A 24,830-nucleotide genomic window follows, 5' to 3' on the forward strand; every position below is an offset into this window, starting at 1 on the left:
CCTTCCGCTGCCCCGCACTATCCGTCGCTCAAAGTTCGGACGAATTATGAGACACGATCGATGATTATCAAAGGCGGCATTGTTTATAGATTGCAAAATCCAATACATTCAATGAGTTACTTAACATATTGCCGGATCGCAAACGATTGCGCTTTACCGAGATTAATCGAAATGTTTTTTGAGGCGGATAAATGCTTTGCCGAAGCGGATTCAAATTAAATGCAATCCATCAAGTCGCGACCTGAGTGTCGGCGCGACTGCGCGATTACGTGCCGGACACACGTGGAATTCGCGTATTTTGACGAACATCGATGCGGCTAAATTGCAGTCGAAAACCGCGGCGCATCCTGAAAATTTGTAAAACGACACGGCGCAAATATCGACAACCCATCTGGCGGGATTCGAAATATGCTCCTACAATTTCGCTCGCATCGATACCGGCAGCCGCGACCATTCACGACGCGACCACGGCAATCGTCCGCGCCTTTACCGGCTCAGCGATCAAAACAACGAACGCCGGGTATTGCGCCGGCCGGTTGCCTGCCGCGCAGCCCGGCCCGATCCGAATATCGATGCAAGCGTGCGATGCGTTTGCGTCGTCATAGAGCGGCTTCCGACGATCCCCCCGAACCGGGCAGGCCACCCGCGGGATCGCAGCCAACCGCCTTTCCAGAACAGGTGCACGATGCCTCCATCGATCTCCGCATTGAGCGACGCCCATCTCCTGATCGTCGACGATCAACCCGACCAGCTGCGTTTGCTGATCGACATCCTGCGCGGCACGGGCTGCCGGATCAGCATTGCATCCGACGGCGCGCAGGCGTGCCAGCGCGCGCAGGCGCTGATGCCCGACGTGATCCTGATGGATGTCCGCATGCCGCGCATGGACGGTTTCACCGCGTGCCGGCTGCTGGCCGCCGATCCGTTGACGAGCGCGATCCCGGTCATCTTCCTGACCGTGGCCGGCGAATTGCACGAACGCCTCGAGGGGCTGGAGATCGGCGGCGTCGACTATGTGGTGAAACCGTTCGAGCCGGCCGAAGTGCTCGCGCGGATTCGCGTACAGCTCGCGCGGACGAAGCGCGAACGGCCGTCGGACACGGAAAACCCGTTCGCGTCCGGCCAGGACGACGACATCATCGTGCGTGCGGCCATTCGCCACCTGTCGCGCACCTTGAACGATCCGCCGACGGTCGAGCAGCTGGCGCGCGCGGTCGGCACGCATGAAAAGCGGCTGTCGCGCGCGTTTCGCGACAATCTCGGCCAGACGGTGTTCGAGTATCTGCGGCACGAGCGGCTGCGGATCGCGCAGGATCTGCTGGATTCGACGTCGCTCAGCATCGCCAGCATTGCGAAGGAAATCGGCTTTTCCACGCCGGCGAACTTCGCGACCGCATTCCGCGAACGTTTCGGCATCACACCGACCGAATGGCGGCGCCAGCGCCACGCGGGCCGGCGCACCGCGACCCGCGAACCGCAACGCGGCGCGTAGGCCGGGAGCGGCGCGAGCGCGGTTACCAGTTGTATTTCGCGCTGGCCAGCACGGTCCGCTCGTTGCCGAACACGCACACCGTGTACGACGTGCAGCCGGCGACATAACGCCGGTCGAACAGGTTCGCGACGTTCAGCGCGAACTGCCAGTGGCGCATCTCGTAGTGCATCGCCAGGTCGTACAGCGTCGTGCTCGGCACCGTCAGCGAGTTGTCGGGCGCGCCGGCCGATGCGCTCTGGTAGCGCACGCCGGCGCCGAGCCCGAGGCCCGCGAGCGCGCCCGTATGCCAGGTCCAGTCGGCCCACATCGACGCCATCTGCCGCGGCAGCGGCACGGACACCGGCCAGTGGTTCAGCGACGCGTCGTTCGCCTGCACGTTCTTGACGTCCTGATACATATACGACGCGACCACCGACAGCTCGCGGGTCACCTTGCCGACTGCGCTCAGCTCGATGCCGCGCGAGCGCACCTTGCCGGTCTGCACGGATGTCGTGCCGGTGGGGTCGAGATTCACCGGCGTCGGGGTCACGACGTTGGTCTGGTCGATCTGGTAAATGGCCGCGTTCAGCATCAGGTCCCGGCCGGGCGGTTGCCAGCGCAGCCCGGCCTCCGTCTGCGTGCCGCGCGTCGGCTTCGGCAAGCCGCCGCCGGCCATCCGCACGCCGATGACCGGATCGAACGACGTCGAATAACCCACGTACGGCGACCACCCCGCATCGCCCCGATAGGTGAGCCCGACGCGCCCGGAGAACGCGCTGACGTCCTGCCGCGTTTGCGTGCCGGCCGTCCGGTCGTCGAACCGCGCATTCACGCGGTCCTCGCGGCCGCCGAGCGTCAGCGTCCAGCGCTGCCAGCGGATCTGGTCCTGCGCGTACGCGCCGACCGCGTTCATCGCCGTGTACTGGTCGACGTGGCCGAGCGACGTCGGGCCGGAAAAGATCGCGGCCGTCACGGGCCGATAGACGGGGTGGTACAGGTTCAGCGACGGCGCCAGCGCGAGCCACACGCTGTTGGTGGTCGTCTGCCGGTCGAACTGCAGGCCGAGCAGCAGCGTGTGTTCGAGCGGCCCCGTGCCGAAGCGCGCCTGCGCGCGGTTGTCGATATCGAACCGGCTGTAGTTGAGCTGGAACAGCCCCGCGAAACGCATCATGTTGGTCGTGCTGCGGGGCGCCAGGCCGACGCCGAACACCGTCGCGTCGTCGAGCGACAGGTGCGACCAGCGCACGTCCTGGTGCAGCGTCCAGATCGCATTCACGCGGTGCTCCAGCGCGTAGCCGAGCGACCATTGCTTCTTCCGGTAGTCGTTGAACGACGGGTCGCCCATGTAGATGTCCTGCGACAGGCGGCCGTTCGGGTTCGGTAGCACCGTGCCCGACGCGGGCAGGAAGTTCGACGTGATGTCGCCGCTGTCCTGCAGGAACGACGCGGACAACGTCAGCGACGTGTCGGCGTTCGGCCGCCATCGGAACGACGGCGCCAGCGCGACGCGCCTGTCGCCGTTCGGGCCGGTCACCGCGTTGCCGTCGCGCGCGACGCCGACGAAGCGATACGCATACCGGCCGTCCGGGTCGAGCCGGTCGCCGACGTCGAGCATGAATTGCTTGCGCGCATAGTTGCCGATCTGCACGCCGGCTTCGCGCACGCGCTCGCCGTCGGCGAGTTTCGTGTGCGCGTCCACGATCGCGCCGGGCTCGCCCGCGCCGTACAGCACCGACGTCGGCCCGCGCAGCACCGCGATCGAATCGATCGTGTAAGGGTCGACGCGCCAGTTCGCGATCACGGCCGTATTCGGCGTCGGCACGCCGTCGACGTACAGCGTCGGCGTGAAGCCGCGCAGCGCCGCATACCAGTCGGTCCGGCTGTCGGCGCCGAACGTCGCGAAACCCGGCACGTAGCGCAGCGCCTGGTTCAGGTCGGCCGCGCCGGTCATCTCGATCTGTTGCGCGGTCACGATGTTGGTCGTCTGCGGGATCTCGGCCACCGGCGTGTCGGTCTTCGTGCCGGCGCTGGTGCGCAGCCCGACGAGCCCGACGGACCATCCGCCGGCCGTTCCTTTCACGTCGATCGGCGGCAGCACGGCCACCGCCGCTGCGCGGGCCTGCTGCGGCGCCGCTGCGTCCGACGCCTGCGCGCGCGCGCCGCCCGCTGCGGCCACGCACAACGCTCCCCCGGCAGCGATCGCCCATGCGCGTCGCACCGCCCCTGTCTCCGTCAACATTGTTTCAATACTCCGTCGTGCTGTCTCGGCCCGTTCGGCCCCGGCGACGAGCGGTGCGTCGCCGGCGGCCGTCCTGTGTTGTCTTGATGGTCGTGCTGGTGATGTCGGTTGCGCGCGAGTCGGCATGCACTGGCCGATGGCGCTGTTCGCAAGCGCAGCGATCATACCGGTCGAACGTGGCGCGGTCTTTAAAAAAAAATGCGCCGGCGGGCGAATCACGGGTTCGACGCGTTGGGGGGGCAGGCGAGGAAACGCCGACGCGAAAACGAATCGTCGGCCGTTCGGCATCGGGCCGACGCACGGATACCGGCTTCGGTCGTGCAGGCTTCGCTGAAGCCGTGAAGGGAGAGGGTTCGGGCCCGGCCGGCCCCGCTGCATCGTGTTCCGGCGGTCGTGCCGGCCGGCAGCGCAGCGTGCCGGGAGCGCCTTGTCGTCAGGCGGCCCGGTAGCGGCCGGCGGGCAGCACGGTGCGTGCGCGCCGGCGGCTCGCTACAGGTTCAGTTCCGCACGCGCCGCAACCTGAGCGTCGCCGACGGCGACTCGCCGAACGCCCGCTTGTACTCGATCGCGAAGCGCCCGAGGTGCGCGAATCCCCATTTCAGCGCGATGTCGGTGACCGACGCGAGCCCCGGCGTGTCGTCGGCCAGCAGTGCCTCGCGCACATGTTGCAGCCGCAACTGCCGCACGAAGCCCATCGGCGTGATCCCGTGGCGATTGCGGAAGCCGGCGAACAGCGTGCTCGGGCTGACACCGGCGAGCTCGGCGAGCCGTTCGATCGTCAGCGGCTCGTCGAGATGCGCACGAATGTATTCCTCGACGCGCCGCACGTAGAACGGCGCAAGCGCCACCGGCAGGTGCCGCGCGCCGTTGCGCGCGCTGTTCGTCTGGCCGTGCAGCAGCAGGTTGAGCAACGTCGATTCGAGCTGCTCGAACGCGAGCGGGTGACGCAGCGGATGCGCATCCGTCGCGATCGCACCGGCGAGGATCGGCAGCATCTGGGCCAGACACGTCCCCTGCTGCGACGACAGGCTGAATTCCGGTTCGAATTCGACCGGTGCGCGCCGATCGTCGCCGAAATGCCGCTGCGCGTGGCGCTCCATCACCTCGCGCTCGATGCGCAGGATCACTTGCGGGCATGCATCGCCCCACCGCATCTTGAGCGGCAGCGTCGGCGAGATCAGCGACGCGGTGCCCGGCGACGACACGAAGCGCGTCGAGCCGCACTCGATCTCCGCGTCGCCGCGCAGCGGAATCTGCAACAGGAAGAAGTGTTCGAGCGGCCCCGGCTCGATGCTGACGCCGCCACCGTAATCGAGCAGGTTCAACGACAGGTTGCCCCAGCGCGCATGGTGCATGCAGCTGTGCAACGCGCGCGATTCGCCGATCGGCGTGAGCCGGTGCGGCTTGAACACATCGGCGACGCGTGCGCGCACCTCGTCGACATCGTCCGACTGCAGCAGCAGGTTGTCGTGATTGAAACAGGCGGCGTCGGCAAGCCAGCCGGTTTCGCAAATTTGCGCCATCGAAGTTCTCCCGTCATGCTCGATCGCACTCGCGCCGTGCATGCGTTCCCGGTATTGGGGAATCCCGCTGCACGATCCGGATAGCACCCGGAGTATCCGGACAGTCCGGCCATCCGAACCCGCAAGTCCCGCGCAAACGACGCAAGAATCGGACCGTTCGCGCATCGTAGAAAACTGTGCGGGGCTGCCGTATCCGCACATACCCGCAGTCGGCCGCGCGCACGCCCTGGCGCGGCGGCCGGATCGCCAGGTTTCCGGAGTTCGCGGATACCGGCCGAAGAAAGCGGATAGAAGCGCGCGTTTCGTCCGCCAATACTGGGCCCGTCACGGAAACAAACAGCATGGAGGGACACATGAAAGGACGTTACATCGAGATTCCGTCGCCGGACGGCGGGACGTTTCGCGCATACCTGAGCACGCCGGCCGGCGGCACGGGGCCGGGCATCGTGCTGTGCCACGAGATCTTCGGCGCGAACGCGACCATGCGGGAAACCGCCGACTACTACGCGGAGGAAGGCTACGCGGTGCTCGTGCCCGACCTGTTCTGGCGCCAGTCGCCGGGCATCGAGCTGGGCGATTCCGCTGCCGATTTCGAGCGCGCGATGGCGCTTTATCGCGAGTACGACGAGAACAAGGGCGTCGAGGACATCGGCGCCGCGCTGCGCGTGCTCACGCAACGGCCGGAATGCACGGGCGAAGCCGGCGTGCTCGGCTACTGCCTCGGCGGCAAGCTCGCGTATCTCGCCGCCTGCCGGCTGCCGGGCGTGGCCGCCGCGGTCAGCTACTACGGCGTCGGCATCGAGCATGCGCTGGACGAGGCTGCGCACCTGCGCGGTCGGCTCGTGCTGCAGATCGCGGCGCAGGACCGCTTCTGCCCGCCCGACGCGCAGCAGCGCATTACCGAAGCGCTGTCCGGGCGCGAAGGCGTCGAGGTGTATGTCTATCCGGGCGTCGATCACGCGTTCGCCCGCATCGGCGGCGACCATTTCGACAAGGCCGCCGCGATCATGGCGCATCAGCGCTCGATCGCCGCGTTCCGCGCCGCGCTCGGGCCCCGCTACGACCTCTCCGCGCTGTGGGAAGCGCATCTCCTGCACGAGTTCGACACGCGCAACGTCGACGCGACGATGGCCACGATGGTGGCCGAACCGTACGTCAACCATATTCCGACGCTTACGGGCGGCGTCGGCTACGACGAGCTCAAGCGCTTCTACACGCATCACTTCGTGCATGCGAATCCGCCCGACACCACGATCACGCCGATCTCGCGCACGATCGGCGCGAGCCAGATCGTCGACGAGCTGCTGTTCTGCTTCACGCACACCACCGAGATCGACTGGATGCTGCCGGGCGTCGCGCCGACCGGCAGGCGCGTCGAGATCCCGCTCGTCGCGATCGTCAAGTTTCGTGGCGACAAGCTCTATCACGAACACATCTACTGGGACCAGGCGAGCGTGCTCGTGCAGATCGGCCTGCTCGATCCGGCCGGCCTGCCGGTCGCGGGCGTCGAAACGGCGCGCAAGCTGCTCGACGAGACCGTGCCGTCGAACGGCCTGATGCGCCGCTGGCAGGACAGCGAACCGTCGCCGGGCGCGCGTTGACGCGGCCCTTCCGTCACCCTTCGATTCCGGGAGATACCCCATGACTACCCTTGCTGGCAAAGTCGCGATCGTCACCGGCGGCGCCACGCTGATCGGCGCCGCGGTCGCGCAGGACCTGGCCCGTGCCGGTGCGTGCGTCGCGATACTCGATCTCGACACCGAGAACGGCGCGCGCGTCGCCGATTCGCTCGGCGAACGCGCGATGTTCGTCGCGATCGACATTACCGACGACCGTGCGATCGAGCGCGCGGTGTCGGCCATCGCCGAACGGTTCGGCGCGATCGACCTGCTCGTCAACCTCGCGTGCAGCTACGTCGACAACGGCATCCAGGCGACCCGCAACGACTGGCTCGCCGCGATGGACGTGAACGTCGTGTCGGCGGCGATGCTGGCGAAGGCCGTTCGCCCGCACATGGTCCGGCGCGGCGGCGGCGCGATCGTGAACTTCAGCTCGATCTCGGCCCAGTGCGCGCAAACCGGCCGCTGGCTGTATCCGACCTCCAAGGCGGCGATCCGCCAGCTCACGCGCAGCATGGCGATGGATCTCGCGCCAGACCGGATTCGCGTCAACTCGGTGTCGCCGGGATGGACGTGGTCGCGCGTGATGGACGAGATGACGCGCGGCGACCGCGCGAAGACCGATCGCGTCGCCGCGCCGTTTCACCTGCTCGGCCGGGTCGGCGATCCGTCGGAGGTCGCGCAGGTCGTGACGTTCCTGTGCAGCGATGCGGCGAGCTTCGTGACGGGCGCCGACTACGCGGTGGACGGCGGTTATTCCGCAATGGGCCCCGAGCAGGCGGCGCCGGCCATTCCGCGCCTGGCGGAATGAACGCCCGCCGCCGCTCCCCGCAACCATTCCGGCCGGCATCCGGCCATCCAAGGACATTCTCATGAGACGCATCGCTATCGTCGGCGCCGGCCAGTCCGGCCTGCAACTCGCCTTCGCCCTGCTCGACCAGGGCTACCACGTCACGCTCGCGACCAATCGCGACGCGGAGCAGATCCGCGCCGGCAAGGTCATGTCGAGCCAGTGCATGTTCCATACCGCGCTGCAGATCGAGCGCGATCTCGGCCTGAACACGTGGGAGGAAGCATGCCCGTCCGTCGAAGGCATCGGCATCGCGGTGCCGCACCCGGACGGCAACGGCCGCAAGGCGATCGAGTGGTCGTCGCGGCTGACCCGCTACGCGCAGTCCGTCGACCAGCGCGTGAAGATGGCCGACTGGCTCGACGGCGTTCGGCGCCGCGGCGCGGACGTACGTATCTGCGACGTCGGCGTGCCCGAACTCGAGGAACTGGCGCGCAGCCACGATCTCGTGCTGCTCGCGGCCGGCAAGGGCGAAATCGTCAACCTGCTCGGCCGCGACGACGCGCGCAGCGCGTTCGACCGCCCGCAACGCGCGCTCGCCCTCACCTACGTGAAAGGGATGACGCCGAGCCAGCCGTATTCGCGGGTGCGCTTCAACCTGCTGCCCGGCATCGGCGAGTACTTCGTGTTCCCCGCGCTGACCACGACGGGCCCGTGCGAAATCATGGTGTTCGAGGGCATTCCGGGCGGCCCGCTCGACTGCTGGGCCGACGTGAAGACACCCGAGCAGCACCTCGATCGAAGCCTGTCGTTCCTGCAGCAGTATGTGCCGTGGGAATTCGAGCGCTGCCGCGACGTCGAGCTGACCGATTCGAACGGCACGCTGTCCGGGCGCTTTGCGCCGACGGTGCGCAAGCCGTTCTTCCGGCTGCCGTCGGGCCGCACGGTGTTCGGGATGGCCGATGCGGTGGTGGTCAACGATCCGATCACGGGCCAGGGATCGAACAACGCCGCGAAATGCGCGAAGGCGTATTTCGACGCGATCGTCGCGCGCGATGCCGCGCCGTTCGGCGAGGACTGGATGCAGCAGACGTTCGAAGGCTACTGGGCCTACGCGCAGCATGTCGTGCGCTGGACCAACTCGCTGCTCACGCCGCCGCCGCCGCACATTCTCGAACTGCTCGGCGCGGCCGGCCAGTTGCCGTCGCTCGCCGCGGCGATCGTCGACGGCTTCGACGATCCGCGCCGGTTCTCGCCGTGGTGGTTCGAGCCGTCGGCGTGCGCCGCGCTGATCCGCGAACACAGTACCCGTTCGGAGTAACCGGCATGGAAACGACCGTTACCTGCAGCCCAACCGTCGACCCGATGCAATTGCGTGCCGCGTTCGGGCAGTTCCCGACCGGCGTCACCGTGATCACCACGTGCGCGGCCGACGGACGCAAGGTGGGCCTCACCGCCAATTCGTTCTCGTCGCTGTCGCTGGATCCGCCGCTTGTGCTGTGGAGCCTTCGCAAGGTCGCGCCGAGCCGGCCCGATTTCGTCGCGGCCACCCACTTCGCGATCAACATCCTCGCGCACGACCAGATCGACCTGTCGCGCCGCTTCGCGACGCCCAGTGCCGACAAGTTCGACGGCGTGCTGCACGTGGATTCGGACAGCGGCGGCGTGCCCTGCCTCGACGGTGCGAGCGCGCGCTTCGTGTGCCGCAACGTCGGCCATTACGAAGGCGGCGATCACCTGCTCTTCATCGGCCGGATCGAGCAGTTCGACGCGTTCGGCAAGGCTCCGCTCGTATTCCATGCCGGCCAGTATCGTGCGATTGCCGATCACCCCGATCTTTCACGCACTGTTTGATTAGTTATACAAATAAATATCCAGGAGGTGGTGAACATGAAACTCGGCTCTCGCCTGCTCGTCGCCGCAGGCCTCGCGATCGCCGGCCTGGCCGGTCAAGCGCCGGCCAACGCGGCCGACCTGCCGCCGGTCAACCTCGGCATGACCAGTTTCCTCGACGGGATGCCGCCGGCCGGCCCCGGCTGGTACGGCACGCAGTACCTGCAGTACTACACGGCCGGCCGCATCAACGACAATGCCGGCAACAAGGTCGGCCTGCCGAAGCAGGACATCGACCTGTTCGCGGGCCTGAGCCAGCTCGTCTATCAATCGCCGCTGACGTTCGCCGGCATGCACCCGGGCCTCGACGTGATCCTGCCGTGGATCGCATCGGCGCGTACCGACGACGGCATCGGCAACGTCGCGCTGAATTCGCGGGCCGGGTTCGGCGATCTGCTGATCGGCCCGTTCATCCAGTTCGACCCGGTGATGGGCGCGCAGGGCCCGCGCTTCGCGCAGCGCGTGGAATTCCAGTTCATCGCGCCGACCGGCGTGTACGATCCGTCGCGCGCGATCAACCCGGGCAGCCATTTCTGGTCGTTCGACCCGTACTGGGCGGCGACGCTGTGGCTGACGCCGAAATGGACCGTGTCGTGGCGCCTGCACTATCTGTGGAACGCGACCAACCATCAGCCGGCCGCGTCGCTCGGCCCCGACGTGACGTCGACCCGTGCCGGCCAGGCGATCCATGCGAACTTCGCGACCGAGTATGAAGTGCGCCCGGGCCTGCGGCTGGGGCTCAACGGCTACTGGCTGCGCCAGACCACCGACATGAAGGAAAACGGGCAGGACGTGCCCGGTACGCGCGAGGCCGTGCTGGCGATCGGTCCGGGGGCCATGTACAGCTTCTCGCCGCACGACCATCTGCTGTTCAATACGTACTTCGAGTTCCAGGCGCGCAACCGGCCGCAGGGGACGCGGATGGTGCTGCGTTATGTGCATCACTTCCAGTGATGCGGTGACGCGGCGGGCATGCGAATCGGGTTGCGCGAGCGGCGCGATTCGTTTGGCCCGCGCACCGGCCGGGAGGCCGGCAACGGCCTTCAGGGGTAGCAGTAGGGGGCAGCCGATGAGGGCGGTGGACTACGGCTTGCTCCATGGCCGACCATGGGTCCAGGATGCATTGACGCCGCTATGGTCGACCTGTCTCGCGGCGCCGCCTGGGGAGGGAGCCTCCATGAAGCCTGTTGCCGTGCCGGCCGGCGCGTGTGTCGGGGCCGGCACGCAAAACCTTCAGCTGCACAGGCGAAGCCGCGCGTGCCCGCCGCTCATGGCACTCACGGCGCTCACGGCGCGATGGTCACGAACGTCGGCAGCAGCACGCGATAGACGTGAATCATCGCCGGCCCGAGCAGCACCAGCATCAGCGCGGGAAAGATGCAGAAGATCAGCGGGAACAGCAGCTTCAGCGCGATCTTCGCCGCGCGCTCTTCCGCGCGCATCCGGCGCCGCGTGCGCAGCATGTCCGACAGCACGCGCAGCGAATCGCTGATGCTCGTGCCGAAGCGATCGGCCTGGATCAGCATCGCGCAGAACGATTCGATGTCCTCGACGCCGGTGCGCAGCGCGAGATTGCGCAGCGCCGTCTCCTTCGTGAAGCCGGAGCGCATCTCGAGCAGCAGCAGGTCGAGTTCGCTCGCGACCACCTCGCTGCGAAACCGCAGTTCCTCGCTCACCCGCATCAGCCCCGCGTCGAGCCCGAGCCCCGCTTCGACGCACACCGTCAGCAAGTCGAGCGCATCCGGGAAATCCTCGAAGATCTTCTGCTGGCGCGCCTTGATCCGCTTCGACAGCACGACGTTCGGGATGTAGTAGCCGATTCCGGCGAGCGCCACGAGAATGACCGACAACAGCTCGCGCTCATCGCCGAGCTTGGTCGTGATCAGCCCCAGCAGCGCCGCGCACGGCAACGCGAGCGCGAGCACCGTCTTCGCGGTGAAGTAGAGTGCGGCCGCGCTCTGGTTGCGCCATCCGGCATTCATGAGCCGGATGCGCAGCGGCGAATTCTCCCAGCCATCCTTCGGCACCGACAGCTTCGAGATCGGGGTGGACAGCTCGACCAGCTTCGCGACCCAGCGCGACGCCAGGTCGTCGCCGTCGCCCGCGACGGCGCCCCCACCGGCCCCGCCCGCCTGCTGGAGCCGGCGCTGGATGCTGCGCGGCGCGAACAGCAGCATCGCGACGAGCACGCCGCCGGCCACGAAGATGAACAAGCCGCCCAGCATCACGGCCTGGACCACGCTCAGATTTTGCATGACAGCCTCGCAACGGTTCGTTATTCGATTAGCGCGTCAGACGCGAATCCGGACAATACGGCGAATCCACAACATGCCGAGGAGCATCGACATCAGCATCCCGCCGACCAGCTTCAGCCCTGCCGGATCCTCCCAGAGCACGGCCAGGAACTCGCGGTTCACCACCGCCATCACCGCGGCGGTGCCGAACGGCAGCAGCCCGAGAATCCACGCCGACAGCCGCCCTTCCGCCGACAGCACGCGCACCTTGTCGAACAGCTTGAAGCGCTCGCGGATCAGCGCGGAGATGCTGTCGAGCAGCTCGGCCAGGTTGCCGCCCGTATCGCGCTGGATCAGCACCGCGATCACGAAGTAGCGCAGGTCCTGCACCGGCACGCGCGTCGCGAGGTTCATCAGCGCGTCGTGCAGCGACACGCCGTAGTTGATCTCGTCGAACGTGATCCGGAACTCGCCGCCCATCGGATCGGGAAACTCCTCGCCGACCATCCCGATCGTGCCCGTGAACGAATGACCGGAACGCAGCGCGCGCGCGATCATGTCGCAGATATCCGGCAACTGCCGCTCGAGCTTGAGCATCCGGCGCGCACGACGGCGCATCATGTGCATCGTCGGCAGGCACGCGGCAAGCAGCGCGACCGGCAGCGCGGCCAGTTGCGGCAACGTGGCGAAGCTCAGCGCGAGCCACGCGATTGCCGCGAACACCGCGCTGAGCACGATCAGCTTCGGGAGCGTCCAGTCGAGGCCCGATTGCTGGATCACGAGATCGAGCGAGTGCACGCGCGGCAAGCGCATCAGCAGCCGGTCGAACGGCTTCGAATCGTCGAGCATGCGCTTCTTCAGGATCGACAGCCGCTCCTGCTGCACGTTGCCGCCGGCCGACATCGCGCGAATGCGCGATTCGATCCGGCGCGCGGCGGCGCCGTGCCGCGCGTTCCACCATTGATAGACGCCTTCGATCGCGAGCACGACCGCGACGAAGGTGAGAATCACAAAACCGTAAAAGATCGTGTTCATGAAGCCTCCCCGGATGCAAGCGGCGACCGGCCGTCAGTTCGTCTCGTAACGCTGGGACGGGTCGTACAGCGAATCCGGCAGGTTGATGCCGAACGCCTGCAGCCGCTCGACGAACTTCGGCCGCACGCCGGTCGCGCAGAAGTGGCCGCGTACCGTGCCGTCGCGATCCACGCCCGTACGCTTGAACGTGAAGATCTCCTGCATGTTGATGATGTCGCCTTCCATCCCGGTCAGCTCCTGGATGCTGACGATCTTGCGCTTGCCGTCCGTCAGCCGCGCCGCCTGCACGACCACCGAGATCGCCGACGCGATCTGCTGGCGCATCGTCTTCGGCGGCAGCGACAGGCCGGAGACGTTGATCATGTTCTCGAGCCGCGTCAGCGCATCGCGCGGCGTGTTCGCGTGGATCGTCGCGAGCGAGCCTTCGTGGCCGGTGTTCATCGCGTTGAGCATGTCGAGCGCTTCGGCGCCGCGCACTTCGCCGAGGATGATCCGGTCCGGCCGCATCCGCAGCGCGTTGCGCACCAGCGTGCGCTGCGTGATCTCGCCCTTGCCCTCGATGTTCGGCGGGCGCGTCTCGAGGCGCAGCACGTGCGGCTGCTGGAGCTGCAGCTCGGCGGCGTCCTCGATCGTCACGATCCGCTCGTTGCGCGGGATGAAGCCGGACAGGATGTTGAGCAGCGTCGTCTTGCCGCTGCCCGTGCCGCCCGACACGAGCACGTTCACCTTCGCGCGCGACAGCGCATCGAGCAGCTCCGCCATCGGCGGCGTCAGGCTGTGGAAGCGCACCAGGTCGTCGATCTTCAGCGGGCTGACCGCGAAGCGCCGGATCGACATCAGCGGCCCGTCGATCGCCGACGGCGGGATGATCGCGTTCACGCGCGAGCCGTCCGGCAGCCGCGCATCGACCATCGGGCTCGATTCGTCGATGCGGCGCCCGACGCGCGACACGATCTTCTCGATCACCTTCATCAGGTGCGCGTCGTCGTAGAACGTCACGTCGGTTAGTTCGAGCTGGCCGCAGCGCTCGACATAGACCTGCCGGTACGTGTTCACGAGGATGTCGGAGATGCCGGGGTCGCGCAGCAGCGCTTCGAGCGGGCCGAAGCCGAACATCTCGTCGTACACGTCGATCGCGAGCTGGCGCCGCTCGATGTCGTTCGCGGGCGTGCGCTGGTCGTCGAGGATGCGCGAGATCAGCGCGGAGATTTCCTGGCGGACCTGCTCCTGCGACAGCCGCGACAGGCGCTCCAGCTCGACGCGTTCGAGCACGGCCTGGTGAATTTCGCGGCGCAGCTTCTGGTATGCGTCGCGTACCGACGAATGCGCCGGGCCGGCCGGTTCGCTGCCCGCCGCCAGAGGCTGGGCCCGGTGCAAGGACATCTGTTCGCGCAATGACATGATGAATTCCCCGAAAGAGTTACATGGACTTGAGCTTCGGCGTGACCTTGCGCCCGAAGAGCCTGGAGATCAGCGGTTCGCTGTGCGTAGTGCTGCGTCCTGCGCGCACTTCACCCTCGACGAGTTGTTTCGCGCAACCCTGCAAGGCACGCGCGACCGCGGTGCCGCGCGCGAGCCGCGAAACCGGATGCCCCTGGTTGATCGCCTCGAGCACGGTTTCGGCATCGTCGGGAATCGTGCACGCGGCATGCAGGCCGAGCACTTCCTCGAGCGCGGTGCGGGTCCGGTCGCTCGCGCGCGTCGCGCGGTTCACGATCAGGCGCAGCCGGTCGGTCGAATAACCGAGCGACACGAGGATCTCCAGCAGCCGGCGCCCCGCGCGCACGTGCGGCATCGCGGGCTGCAGCACGATCTGGATCTGGTCGCTGCGATCCAGCGCGACCATCGACAGCGGATTGATGCCGACGCCGACGTCGAAGATCACGAAGTCGTAGCGCGGCGCGGCGACGCCGAGGATCCATTCGAGCGCGTCCTCGCGCATCTCGGCGGCCTTCACGGGGTCGCCTGCGCCCGCGAGCACGTGGAAGTTCTCCGTCACGTGCGCGACGCTCGCGTCGAGAAACGCGCTGTCGAGCCGCTCGATCTGCGCGCAAAGCTGCGGCAGCGTCGACGGCGGGGTTTCGTCGCTGACGAGGAACGCCGCGTCGGCGAACTGCTGGTTCAGGTCGATCAGCAGCACGCGGCGCTTGAAGCCCTCGGCGATCTCGAACGCGACGTTGCTGGCGACGAAGCTCGTGCCGGTTCCGCCCTTGCACGACATGAACGACACGATCCGCGTATCGTCGGTGTCGCTCCGGGTGCTTTGCACGGCGGCACGCTCGAGCGCATTGCCGAGCGCCTGCCGATCGAGCGGCCACTGCAGCAGGTCGCGCGCGCCCGCGCGCATCGCGTCCAGCAGCACGTTCGGCGATGCGTCCGCCGTCACGAGGATGCAGGTCAGGCCCGCATGAGCGCGGCAGATCCGCTCGATCGCCGACAGCTCGGACGGGTCGAACGACGTGCCGTCGACCAGCAGGATGTCGAACGCGTCGAGCCCGTCGGTGCGATGCTCGATCTGCGACGGGCGGCCGGTTGCGCGTGTCGCGCGATAGCGTCCGCAGTCGGCCACGAGGCGCGCGATCTGCGTGAGCCGCGCGGTGTCGTCGGAAGCTACGAGGATGTTGATCATGTCGTGTACCTCGTCTGTTCGATTAATTGCAGGCGTTGCCGCCGGTCGCGGAGGTCAGGCTTTCGCGCGGCAGCGTCGTCGTGAACGGCGGCATCTTCACCGTGACGTTCACGAAAGGGATCATCGTCTTGACCGTGACGTTCGTGACGCTCACGGTCACGAACGCGCAGCTGGTCACGTCGCAGCTCGCCGGCGAGTAGTTCACCGACACGTTCGCGGTCGACAACAGCGGCAGCAGCGCCGTCACGCGCTTCGCGACGCCGGCGGCATTCACGTCGCAGACCACCGCCGTGCGCGCGCCGAGGCGCACGGCCTCGCTCGCGGTATTCCAGTAGAACAGCACGCGGCCGAATTCGAAGATGCCGATCAGCAGCATGATCAGCACCGACGCGATGAGCCCGAACTCGACCATCGTCGAGCCTCGCTGGCCGCGCCGGCGCGACAGGGGGAAAGGGCGCGCGCTCATGACACTTGCCTCATCACGGTGATGATGTTGCCGAAGGTGATCGACATCAGCTCCGGATACGCGGGGATCGGCTGGTACGTGTAGCCCTTGACCTTCACTTCGACGACGTTGATGGCGCCCGTCGCCGTGCCGCTCGCCGCGTTGTTGTTCGCGTCGTAGGTCGGCAGGTTCGAGAATTGCGACGGGTCGGACGCGTCGCTGCAGCCGGTCGTATGCTGCGCGTCGCAGATGGTCACCATCGACGTGGTGAGCCCCGGCACCAGCTCGGTGCCGGCCGACCCGCAGGTCGTGCTGCCATACACGACGAGACACTGCGCCGCCGACACCGGATACGCGCTGTCGGTCGGCAGCCAGATCGACAGGTAGCGCGCCGCGTCGCGCGTCGCCTTGGTCAGCGTCTCGTACTGGTAGATCGCGCGGCCGAACTCGGCCACGCCGGTCGCGAGCACGATCATCGGCATCAGCACGAGCGCGAATTCGACGGCGGCTGCGCCACGGGTGCGCGAACGGCGAAACGGGGACCTTTTCATGATCGCCTCTCCCTATTGAACGAGCATCGGCACCTGGACCCCGGACGCACTGCCGTCGCCGGGCAACCCGTGCGTCGCGCACGGGTTGTTGCCGGACACCGACGAGCCGAGGTATTCGAGGTGGGCTATGACGTTGCCGCTACCGGCGCTGAACGGCAACGGATCGAGCATCAGCACGCAATCCCATTGCGTGACGTGCACCTTGCCGCTGGCGCCGTTCAGCGCCGAGCAGTCGCCTTCCGGCGCGAGCGCGACACGGCGGTCGCCGCCAAAGGTCTGGTAGTTGCTCGCCGTCGCGGTGCCGTTGGTGGCGATCCCGCTGCCCGCCGGCGGCGCGCCGTCGCCCTGGTAGGACTTGAAGCTCGCGCGGTCGATCACGAACTGCGTGTACGCGTCGCCCTTGATGCCCGCCGTTCCGGGCGGCCCGTAGTTCGGGCCGACATACGCGTAGCCGGTGAAGTCTGGCTGCCCGCTCGAGCCGTTCGAGCCGTTCGTATAGACACCGAAGCGCGTATTCCAGGCGCGCAGCGACGCCGACTTCAGGCCGGTGCTGCCGAGGTCGGGCGGGCTCTTGATATTGCAGGTGTTGCCCGACAGCTCGCCCGCGATGGTCGGTTCGTTCGTCGAGCCGTCGAGCGCCGCCCAGCCGAAGTTGCCGGGCCCGTAGGTCGAACCGGACGGCGACGTGATCCAGTCGCCGACCTTGTAGGGCAGTGCGCCCGTCGCGCGGCACACGAACACCGGGATCGCGCAGGCGGTCTGCCCGCCGCCGACCGTCGCGATCGCGCTCGCCGACACGGTGGCCGCGTTCGCGAGCTTCGTGCCCGGCATCACGTTCAGCACCTCGATGAACCAGTGCGCGATGTTGCTCAACGTCGCGGTGCACTGCACGTACTTGATGTTCGCCGGCGTCGTGACCGAGTTCTTCGTCAGGAACGGATTGGACAGCGAATCGCTGAACGTGACGTTCGAATTCGTCACCATCTGCACCGACTTGTTCTGGAAGAACACGAAATTCAGGTGGCCGGCGGCGATCCCGTCGGCCTCGGCCACCGACAGGCTGATGGCCGAAGTCAGGTCACGCGCAGCCGACAGCGCGCACGCATCGGCGCTGTTCTGCAGTTCGCTGCGCGTGACGTACAGCTTGCCGAGGTCCAGCGCGAGGCCGACGAACCCGATCATCACCGCCAGTGCGAGACCGACGATGATCGCGACGGCGCCGCGCTGGCGCTGGAGGCCGCGACGCGTGACTTTCGGATAACGAGCTGCGCTGGACATGGCGTTCTCCCTGAGCGTGCTGTCGTTATTGCGCGGACTTGCCGATGCCGATCACGAACGCATTGGCCGGCGGCTGGGCCTGCTTGAACGACTTGTCGTAGTTGTCGAGCGCGGCCGCTGCAGCGCCGCCGTCGACGCCCGCCGCCGACGCCGATGCCGCGTGTTCGGCGGCATGCGGATCGATGATCTGGGCCTGCATCACGGAGCGGACCGAGTCGCCGAAGCGGCTGTCCCACACCGGGGTCGACGACATGCAGCCGGCAAGCGCGAACGCGAGCGGTGCGGCGAGCGCCGCGCGGCGCACGAATACGAGGTAGGCGGATTTCATGGAGCTTCCCCTTGGATGGCTTCAACGATCGGTGGACTTGGGTTGCGAGTGCGCGACCTGCGCCCGGGCAACCGCGGGCACCCGCTGCTTCGGTCGCGCCGCCGGCTGGGCCGGCGTGTCGGGGCCGGCCGCGGCGAGGCGTGCGGCGGCGGCTTCGATACGCGCGATGCGGGCCGCGTTTGCCGCATTTGCCGTGTCGGGCTGCGGCGCGGTGGCCACCACCGGCGCCGGCGTCTTCTGCGGCTCGGCCGACACCGGCGGCTGTGCGTCCGTGCCTTGCGGTGCGCGCGGCGCGGGCAGCGCGGCGGCCGCGGCGGCGGGCGCTTCCGATTGCGGTGCCGGTGCCGGTGCCGGTACCGGCGCCTGGGCCGGTGCCTGCGGTGCCGCCGCAGCGCCGTTCATCGGTTGTGCGCCCGGCTTGCGAACCCCGCGGCGGCCTTCCATGTTGCCCGTCGCATACACGTCGGCTTCGTTCGGCTTCGAGAAGCTGTCGGTCGGCAGCGGCACGTCCGCGGTCTGCAGCGGCTTCACGAGGTGCGGCGTGATCAGGAAGATCAGCTCGGTGCGGTCCTGCTGGAACGACGTGCTGCGGAACAGCGCGCCGAGCACCGGCACTTCACCCACACCCGGGATCGCCTTCAGCGCGCCGCTCGCGTTGTCCTTGATCAGCCCGCCGATCGCGAACGATTCGCCGTCGCTCATCTGGACCGTCGTCGACGCACGCCGCGTCGTGATCAGCGGCAGGATCGACGTGCCGCCGATGTTGGACGCACTCAGCGTGACGCCCGTCTGCGACAGCTCCGACACTTCCGGTGCGACCTTCAGGCTGATCCGGCCGTTCGACAGCACCGTCGGCGTGAACTTCAGCGCGACGCCGAACTCCTCTTCCTGCAGCGTGATCGTCGAGATGCCGTTGCCGCTGCTTTGCGGGATCGGGATGAAGATCTTGCCGCCGGCGAGGAACGTCGCTTCCTGGCCGCTGATCGTCACGAGATTCGGCTCCGCGAGGATCTTGACGAGGTTGTCGGTGTTCTGCGCATCGGCCGCGATGTTGAACGGCTTGTTGTTCGCCTTGCTGAAGGCGACCGCGCTCGAGACGCCCGCGAGCAGGCTGCTGACCAGCGCGCCGCTCCACGAGCCGAACCCGCCCTGGATGTTGAGCGCGCTGCCCATCTGGTTGATCAGCGTCTTCGACACCTCGGCGACCTTCACCTCGAGCATCACCTGCTGCGGCGACGTGACGCTCAGCATGTTCAGCACGCCGCCGCCCGGCTTGCCGCCCGCGGCGGGGTCGCCGCCGCTGTCGCCGTATGCGCGTGCGATCTGCATGGCCTGCTGCGCGGCCTGCGAGTTCGACACGCTGCCCGCCAGCACGATCGTGCCGGCGGCGGTCGACACGTGGATGTCGCGTTCCGCCGGCAGCAGTTGCTGCAGCGATGCCTGCAGGCCGCCGGCGTCCGCGCCGACCGCGACGTCGATCACGCGGCATGCGCCGCTCTTGCCCTGCACGATCATGTTGGTCGTGCCGACCGACAGCCCGAGGATGTACAGCGTCTGCGGCGACACCATCGTCGCCTGCGCGACGGCCGGGTTGCCGATCGTCCGATTACGGACCGGCTCCGGCATCGGCACCAGCAGCGACTTGCCGAGCGGCACGCTGACGCTGGTCGACTCGCGCACGGCGCCGATGCAGTTCGGCCCGCGCAGCGGCCCCGCCGCAGCGGCGGCCGCGGCGACAGGCGCCGGCGCCATGCTGATGGTCATCTGCACGGGCCCCTTGCCGATCGCGGCCGGCGCGCTGGCGCCGCCCTTCGTCAGCACGCCCGCCTCGATGCCTTCCTGGGCCAGTGCGCCATAGACGGTCAGCCATCCCGAACAGAGGATCGCGGCCATCATCGTGCCCCGTGCCACGCGCGTCCGCAGTGGGCCGGTACCTGTGCATTGCGGTTTGATCTTCATTTTGTGTGATCCCCCGAGAGACCGGCGCCGTGCCGGTTGTCGACTTCCGAGGCCGCCGTACCCTGCCGGCGGCCGATCTGTTTATCTGGCTGTGTTGATCTGCTTCAGAAACATTCCACGCTGCCCTTCACGCCCGTCAGCACGCCGACGCAGTCGCGCCGCGCTGCCGCGTGCGACGCGACGTGCACGCGCACCGTCCGCACCTGTGCGGGAGCGGGAAGCGGCGGCAAATCGGGTACGGGCGGCTTGCCGAGCAGCGTCATCTTGGTCGCGCCATCCGTGTTCAGCGTCTTCTGGTCGACCTGGTTGCGCAGCACGAGCGACAGCGTGCCGACGCTGCGCGCGAGGTCGAGCCGTTCGGCCTGGTCGGGCGTGACTTCCAGCGTGACCGCGTTGACGACCTTCGGTGCGGTGTCGTCGCGGCTGACCTGCTGCGCGACGGCGAGCACGAGGATGTGCTCGAGCACGATCTTGGAGATGCTCTGGCCGTCGGTCTTGCCCTGCTGCTCCTGCGTGTTGACGATCACGTCGACGTAGGTGCCCGGCAGCGCGAAGCCCGCGACGCCGACCACGTCGTTCACGCGCACCGTAATCGCGCGGCTGCCGTCGGCGATCACCGCGGACAGCCCGCCCTTCGTGCCGAGCGGTGCGAGCTTCGACTCGATCACCGGCTCGCCGCGCGCGAGGCTGGTGCGCACCACCCGCCCTTCGAGCGCCTTCGTATCGGTGAACGCGCCGGTCGGCACGCTGCCCGACGGCCAGCTCACCATGTGGATCTGGTTCTGCCCGAGCGGCTCGCCCAGGTTCAGATCGGCGGCCGCCACCGCGACGGGCGTGACCGAGCTCGTGGATGTCTGCACCAGCCAGTGGGACGCGAACACGACCGCGGCAAGACCCGCGACCATCGCGACGGCCAGCATCATGAGCGCTCGACTGTTTTTCATGGCAATGCTCCTCGACGATTCGTAAAAAAAAACGGCTCAACCGGTGATGTACGTACGTCCGCCTCGCTCGACGGGCGGCGTATGGTTGCCGTCCCGTTCGGGCGCCGCGCCGAAATAACTCGCCCACGCGTCGTACAGCGCGTCGTGCGTCACCTCGGGCGGATCGCCGCGGTAACGCGCGCCGGCGGCGACAAGGCGCAGCAGATCCGCCGGAAAGCACGCGAGAAACGCCTTGCCGGTCGGCAGGTGCAGCCGATGCAGCAGGAACTCGAATGCATCGCCCGCCGACACGAGACCGAGCGATGCGCAGGCCGCGTCGTACACCGCGCGGTAGTGGTCGATCGACAGCGCGCCGACGTGAAGCTTCGAGCCAAGGCGGCGCAGGAACGCGTCGTCGCAGAACTGCTCCGGCGCCAGGTTGCTCGAGAACACCGGCCACACGTCGAACGGCAGCACGAAGCGGTTGCCGGATTCGAGCGTCAGGAAATCGACGCCGCGATCGAGCGGGCGCAGCCAGCGATTGAGCAGGTCGCGCGGCTCGACGCGCTGGCGGCCGAGATCGTCGACGATGTACATGCCCATGTTCGCCTTCATATGCGGCGGCGCCTGGTAGAAGCCGGCCGCCTCGTCGCGGCGCAGGTCGAGCTCGTCGAGCGTCAGTTCGCCGCCGGACAGCACGACCGGCCGCTTGCACAGGCGCCAGCGGCGATCGACCGACTGGCCGCCCGATTGCGGTTCCGCGTCGACATGCACGAGCGGGTCGTAGATCTGGATCACTTCGCCGGCCGCGCAGATCGCGTGCGGCACCGGCACGCGGCCGTGCATCAGCGAGCCGAGCCGCTCGGCGAGGAAGGTCTTGCCGCTGCCGGCCGGGCCGTAGATCAGCAGCGGACGGCCGGCGTTCAACGCCGCGGCCGCCGCGTCGATGACCGACGTGTCGATCACGATGCCTTCGAACGCGGCCCACACGTCGCCCTGGTCGATGTGCAGCTTGCGCACCGAATGCGCGCTCACGGATTCGAGATACGCGTCGAGCGTGACCGGCGCGGGCCCGCTGTAACCGCTGCGTGCGCGTTCCTCGAGCGCGAGCACGCGGCCCGCGTCGGTCAGGCGGAACGTCACGTCGAGATCGGTCGCGCCGCGATGGGTGAGCTCGACGAGATGCTCGCGCACCAGGAACGCGAAGACGTCGTCGAGCACCGCGAGCGGCAGGCAGTGCCGCTCGACCAGGTCGCCGTACGACGGGCGGCCGAGCATCAGCGTCGACTTCAGCACGAGCCCGGCGACGAACGTCGTGCTCAGCCCGGTTTCGCCGAGCGAGCGCGGCGCCGCCGGCAACTGCGCGCCCAGCTTCGTATTGGCCTCCCGCGACGGCAACGGATCGGGCAGTTTGGATACCTGCGCGTCGCGTCTCGGTTCGGTGTGATTCGTGTTCATGGTCGTTCCGTCCTCGTTGCGGGTTCGTCGCGCTATGCGCACGACGCGAACAGCATGCCCAGCGTGCCGGCCGCGATCGCGACGCCGTACGGCAGCGTGCCGACCGATGCGATTTCCGCGGGGCCGTCGGCTGCCCCTGCGCGCGCCCCTTGCGAACGATGCGCGAGCAGCGCGCGGACGTTCGCCCACATCTGGCGCATCCGCCCGCGCAGCAGCACGACCGCGATGGCGCCGATCCCGCCGGCCACGAAGGTGGCCAGCACGATGTAAAACGTCATTTCCGCGCCGACCCATGAGCCGATCGCGAGCATCAGCTTCACGTCGCCGGCCGCCATCCCGCGCAACAGGTAGAGCGGCAGCAGCAGGCCGAAGCCGGTCGCGGCGCCCGCAAGCCATCCGAGTGCGCCTGCCGGGACGCCGTGCAGCATGCACTGGGCGACCAGCGCGCCGGCGAGGCCGGCCGCGACGAGGCGGTTCGGAATGCGGCGGGACGCGATGTCCGTGCCGGCCGCCGCGACCGCGAGCAGCGTCACGCACAACGGAACCGGGTAAGGCGGCGCAACAGGTAACATGGCGAACCTCGCGGAGCGAATCGATGGATCAGGAAACCATGGCCAGCGCGGTGGTCACGGCAGCCGTCACGGCTGTTGCGATCCCCGCGTACATATCGGCCAGCGAGTCTTTCAGCGTGACGACGCTGCCGAGCACCGCGACGGCGAACATCGCCCCGAGCAACGCATACTCGATCGACGCGACGCCCTGCTCGTCATCGATCCAGCGGCGACATGCGACACGCACCCTGGCTTGCATGATGGTCTCCGGTTCCGGTTGATCGGATCGCGGGGGACGGCTCGAACACTGCACCGGCCGAGCCGTCCACGCGCTCTGCTTCTCGATGACATCAAACCGCAGCGGTCAGATCGGCAGCAATCGTCGTGAACACATCCTTGAGTTCCGTGCCGACCGCGGTCACTGCCACAATGATCCCCACCGCGATCAATGCGGCGATCAGGCCGTATTCGATGGCCGTTACACCGTCTTCATCGCGAACGAAGCGGCTGACTTGTTGAATGAGCTTGGACATGATGATCTCCTTACGTGGTGACTTTCAAAGCCCTCGCGTACCGGCTGGATCGATCGATCTGGCTTCGATGCGTCGAGGAAGTTGCTAATGCCGTGTGGTGGCGACAAACGATCCGGATGAGCCGTTCGCCGTACCGTCCATCAGATGGCTGTTACTGCCGAGTCCAGAGTCGCGGCGACCGTGCTGAACACAGTCGACAGATCCGTACCGATCGTCGTCAACGCGACGACGATACCGAGCGCGATCAACGCGGCGATCAGGCCGTATTCAATGGCCGTCACGCCGCTCTGGTCCAGCGCGAACCAGGCGATCTTTTCGATGACTCTTACCATGAGCATTCTCCATTCGGACTGCTATTAAATTCCCTTCGTCGATCATGACGTCGGGGTCGGGCACCACCGGCACTACAAGAAAATCGAAACGTGACGCTCAGCTGCGGGGACAGGGATGCGCACACCTGTCCGTGTGAACGGATTGCCGTGAGAGGGAACGCGAGAGATGCGCGTCCGATTCGACGAGCCGGATAAACCGGGCTGGCCGATCGACCTGAACGGCGTGATTGCCGTTCGACGCACGAAGTTCGATTGAACGGGAGCCAAACTCCCGGCGATGCTGAAAATCGCTTTTGTCGCGGCTCGCGGGCCGCGATGTGCTCTGCTGTTTCATTTTTGTTCCCCGACTGCTGCGATGCCGATTTCTTTTTGCCCTGATGATCCCGGGTCTCGTTGGCCGATCGACGAAAGTTCTCGCGGTTCGTTGACCTGGAGCTGCGTGTTCCCCGTCGCGCTCCGGCCTTCTTTTCCGCAGGTGATTCCGAAGCTGGTTCCGTCTGACTGTTCCTGGAACCGCCCGGTCGTCACGTCGCCGACTGCCGTGCCAACGCTTACGCAAAGAACAGGCCATCCCGAGCGAAATCCAGGCGCATCAAGGGTTCCGGCGATCCCCGGGTTTCCGTGCCAATGGCGCGACGGCCGAAATGTTTCAACTTTGATATAGGCATTCCCGCGAGCGGGGTACGCCGGAACGCTCGCCGCCGCGCCGCACAAAGGGTCCAAAAAATTTTCTCGGGATTTTCCCGGACGCGGGCAGCCGGTTGCGTTTCATGGCACGGGCGGGATGCGACACCGCTCGAAAACGCGGAATGTTTCAAGCCAGAAACATAAATCCGGCCCGGGTCGTTTTCTCATGCCCGAAAACGCGGTTTTCACACCTGTCACCGATTAATCGGGATCCCGGCTTTCGGAGCGTGGTTTGCAACATGCGATTTTTTCTTCAACAATGCATTCACCGGACAACGCCGTTCAGAGCGATTCGATCCGGCGGCACGACAACGTGAAACGGCTGCGACAGACCAAGCAGCCTCCACCACAT

Annotated in this window: 24 protein-coding genes; 6 read left to right on the forward strand and 18 right to left on the reverse strand. The window is 67.2% G+C overall.

Going from position 1 to position 24,830, the window contains the following annotated elements; translation table 11 throughout:
• Positions 1-454: 454 nt before the first annotated feature.
• On the reverse strand, positions 455-661 hold the full coding sequence (locus tag GD429_RS16500) for a hypothetical protein (protein WP_152857921.1): 207 nt from the start codon (positions 659-661) through the stop codon (positions 455-457).
• Positions 662-685: 24 nt separating this feature from the next.
• On the opposite strand from GD429_RS16500, the gene GD429_RS16505 reads away from it, so the two are divergent.
• On the forward strand, positions 686-1,492 hold the full coding sequence (locus tag GD429_RS16505; RefSeq protein WP_152857923.1) for a response regulator: 807 nt from the start codon (positions 686-688) through the stop codon (positions 1,490-1,492).
• Positions 1,493-1,514: 22 nt separating this feature from the next.
• On the opposite strand, the gene GD429_RS16510 is transcribed toward GD429_RS16505, so the two are convergent.
• Positions 1,515-3,710, reverse strand: coding sequence for a TonB-dependent siderophore receptor (locus GD429_RS16510; RefSeq protein ID WP_152857925.1), 2,196 nt, complete (start codon positions 3,708-3,710; stop codon positions 1,515-1,517).
• Between the two features lie 497 nt (positions 3,711-4,207).
• The gene (locus GD429_RS16515; RefSeq protein WP_227791664.1) at positions 4,208-5,233 is read right to left on the reverse strand and encodes an AraC family transcriptional regulator; all 1,026 of its coding nucleotides are present in this window, start codon (positions 5,231-5,233) and stop codon (positions 4,208-4,210) included.
• A gap of 353 nt (positions 5,234-5,586) precedes the next feature.
• Here GD429_RS16515 and GD429_RS16520 point away from each other — a divergent pair, with 353 nt between their 5' ends.
• The 5 genes from GD429_RS16520 to GD429_RS16540 all read left to right on the forward strand — a co-directional run bounded on the left by GD429_RS16520 (position 5,587) and on the right by GD429_RS16540 (position 10,489).
• Positions 5,587-6,834 carry a dienelactone hydrolase family protein gene (locus tag GD429_RS16520; RefSeq protein ID WP_152857929.1) on the forward strand — a complete coding sequence of 416 codons (1,248 nt, stop codon included), beginning with the start codon at positions 5,587-5,589 and terminating at the stop codon, positions 6,832-6,834.
• A gap of 40 nt (positions 6,835-6,874) precedes the next feature.
• Positions 6,875-7,663 carry an SDR family oxidoreductase gene (locus GD429_RS16525; RefSeq protein WP_152857931.1) on the forward strand — a complete coding sequence of 263 codons (789 nt, stop codon included), beginning with the start codon at positions 6,875-6,877 and terminating at the stop codon, positions 7,661-7,663.
• Positions 7,664-7,724: 61 nt separating this feature from the next.
• Positions 7,725-8,963 carry a styrene monooxygenase/indole monooxygenase family protein gene (locus GD429_RS16530; RefSeq protein ID WP_152857933.1) on the forward strand — a complete coding sequence of 413 codons (1,239 nt, stop codon included), beginning with the start codon at positions 7,725-7,727 and terminating at the stop codon, positions 8,961-8,963.
• A 5-nt stretch (positions 8,964-8,968) separates the two neighbouring features.
• Entirely contained in the window at positions 8,969-9,496 is a 528-nt protein-coding gene (locus GD429_RS16535) for a flavin reductase family protein (RefSeq protein ID WP_152857935.1), read from the forward strand.
• Positions 9,497-9,532: 36 nt separating this feature from the next.
• Entirely contained in the window at positions 9,533-10,489 is a 957-nt protein-coding gene (locus tag GD429_RS16540; RefSeq protein ID WP_152857937.1) for a transporter, read from the forward strand.
• Positions 10,490-10,821: 332 nt separating this feature from the next.
• On the opposite strand, the gene GD429_RS16545 is transcribed toward GD429_RS16540, so the two are convergent.
• The 15 genes from GD429_RS16545 to GD429_RS16615 form a co-directional block, all read right to left on the reverse strand.
• A complete protein-coding gene (locus GD429_RS16545) occupies positions 10,822-11,790 on the reverse strand; it encodes a type II secretion system F family protein (RefSeq protein WP_152857939.1) in 969 nt (322 codons plus the stop codon).
• A 36-nt stretch (positions 11,791-11,826) separates the two neighbouring features.
• Positions 11,827-12,804, reverse strand: a complete 978-nt coding sequence (locus GD429_RS16550) for a type II secretion system F family protein (protein ID WP_152857941.1) — start codon at positions 12,802-12,804, stop codon at positions 11,827-11,829.
• A gap of 33 nt (positions 12,805-12,837) precedes the next feature.
• On the reverse strand, positions 12,838-14,205 hold the full coding sequence (locus GD429_RS16555; protein WP_152857943.1) for a CpaF family protein: 1,368 nt from the start codon (positions 14,203-14,205) through the stop codon (positions 12,838-12,840).
• Between the two features lie 19 nt (positions 14,206-14,224).
• Complete coding sequence (locus tag GD429_RS16560; RefSeq protein ID WP_152857945.1) at positions 14,225-15,433, reverse strand: AAA family ATPase; 1,209 nt, start codon at positions 15,431-15,433, stop codon at positions 14,225-14,227.
• A 22-nt stretch (positions 15,434-15,455) separates the two neighbouring features.
• On the reverse strand, positions 15,456-15,899 hold the full coding sequence (locus GD429_RS16565; RefSeq protein WP_152857947.1) for a TadE/TadG family type IV pilus assembly protein: 444 nt from the start codon (positions 15,897-15,899) through the stop codon (positions 15,456-15,458).
• Positions 15,896-16,429 carry a TadE/TadG family type IV pilus assembly protein gene (locus tag GD429_RS16570; RefSeq protein ID WP_152857949.1) on the reverse strand — a complete coding sequence of 178 codons (534 nt, stop codon included), beginning with the start codon at positions 16,427-16,429 and terminating at the stop codon, positions 15,896-15,898. The genes GD429_RS16565 and GD429_RS16570 overlap by 4 nt, the downstream gene beginning before the upstream one ends.
• Positions 16,430-16,441: 12 nt before the next feature.
• On the reverse strand, positions 16,442-17,707 hold the full coding sequence (locus GD429_RS16575; protein WP_152857951.1) for a pilus assembly protein TadG-related protein: 1,266 nt from the start codon (positions 17,705-17,707) through the stop codon (positions 16,442-16,444).
• A gap of 25 nt (positions 17,708-17,732) precedes the next feature.
• Positions 17,733-18,035, reverse strand: a complete 303-nt coding sequence (locus GD429_RS16580) for a hypothetical protein (protein ID WP_152857952.1) — start codon at positions 18,033-18,035, stop codon at positions 17,733-17,735.
• Positions 18,036-18,056: 21 nt separating this feature from the next.
• Positions 18,057-19,994: a type II and III secretion system protein family protein gene (locus tag GD429_RS16585; protein ID WP_152857954.1), complete on the reverse strand. Its 1,938-nt coding sequence runs from the start codon at positions 19,992-19,994 to the stop codon at positions 18,057-18,059.
• A 104-nt stretch (positions 19,995-20,098) separates the two neighbouring features.
• Complete coding sequence (cpaB, locus tag GD429_RS16590; protein WP_152857956.1) at positions 20,099-20,938, reverse strand: Flp pilus assembly protein CpaB; 840 nt, start codon at positions 20,936-20,938, stop codon at positions 20,099-20,101.
• Between the two features lie 36 nt (positions 20,939-20,974).
• Positions 20,975-22,375 (reverse strand): ATP-binding protein, encoded by a 1,401-nt coding sequence (locus GD429_RS16595; RefSeq protein ID WP_152857958.1) that lies wholly within the window; start codon positions 22,373-22,375, stop codon positions 20,975-20,977.
• 32 nt (positions 22,376-22,407) lie between these two features.
• Complete coding sequence (locus tag GD429_RS16600) at positions 22,408-22,947, reverse strand: prepilin peptidase (protein ID WP_152857960.1); 540 nt, start codon at positions 22,945-22,947, stop codon at positions 22,408-22,410.
• A 28-nt stretch (positions 22,948-22,975) separates the two neighbouring features.
• Positions 22,976-23,185, reverse strand: coding sequence for a Flp family type IVb pilin (locus GD429_RS16605; protein WP_152857962.1), 210 nt, complete (start codon positions 23,183-23,185; stop codon positions 22,976-22,978).
• A 91-nt stretch (positions 23,186-23,276) separates the two neighbouring features.
• Complete coding sequence (locus tag GD429_RS16610) at positions 23,277-23,459, reverse strand: Flp family type IVb pilin (protein WP_152857964.1); 183 nt, start codon at positions 23,457-23,459, stop codon at positions 23,277-23,279.
• Positions 23,460-23,599: 140 nt separating this feature from the next.
• The gene (locus tag GD429_RS16615) at positions 23,600-23,791 is read right to left on the reverse strand and encodes a Flp family type IVb pilin (protein ID WP_152857966.1); all 192 of its coding nucleotides are present in this window, start codon (positions 23,789-23,791) and stop codon (positions 23,600-23,602) included.
• Positions 23,792-24,830: the final 1,039 nt, after the last annotated feature.

The sequence above is a fragment of the Burkholderia sp. BE17 genome, from assembly GCF_009362305.1.
Classification (GTDB): domain Bacteria; phylum Pseudomonadota; class Gammaproteobacteria; order Burkholderiales; family Burkholderiaceae; genus Burkholderia; species Burkholderia pyrrocinia_C.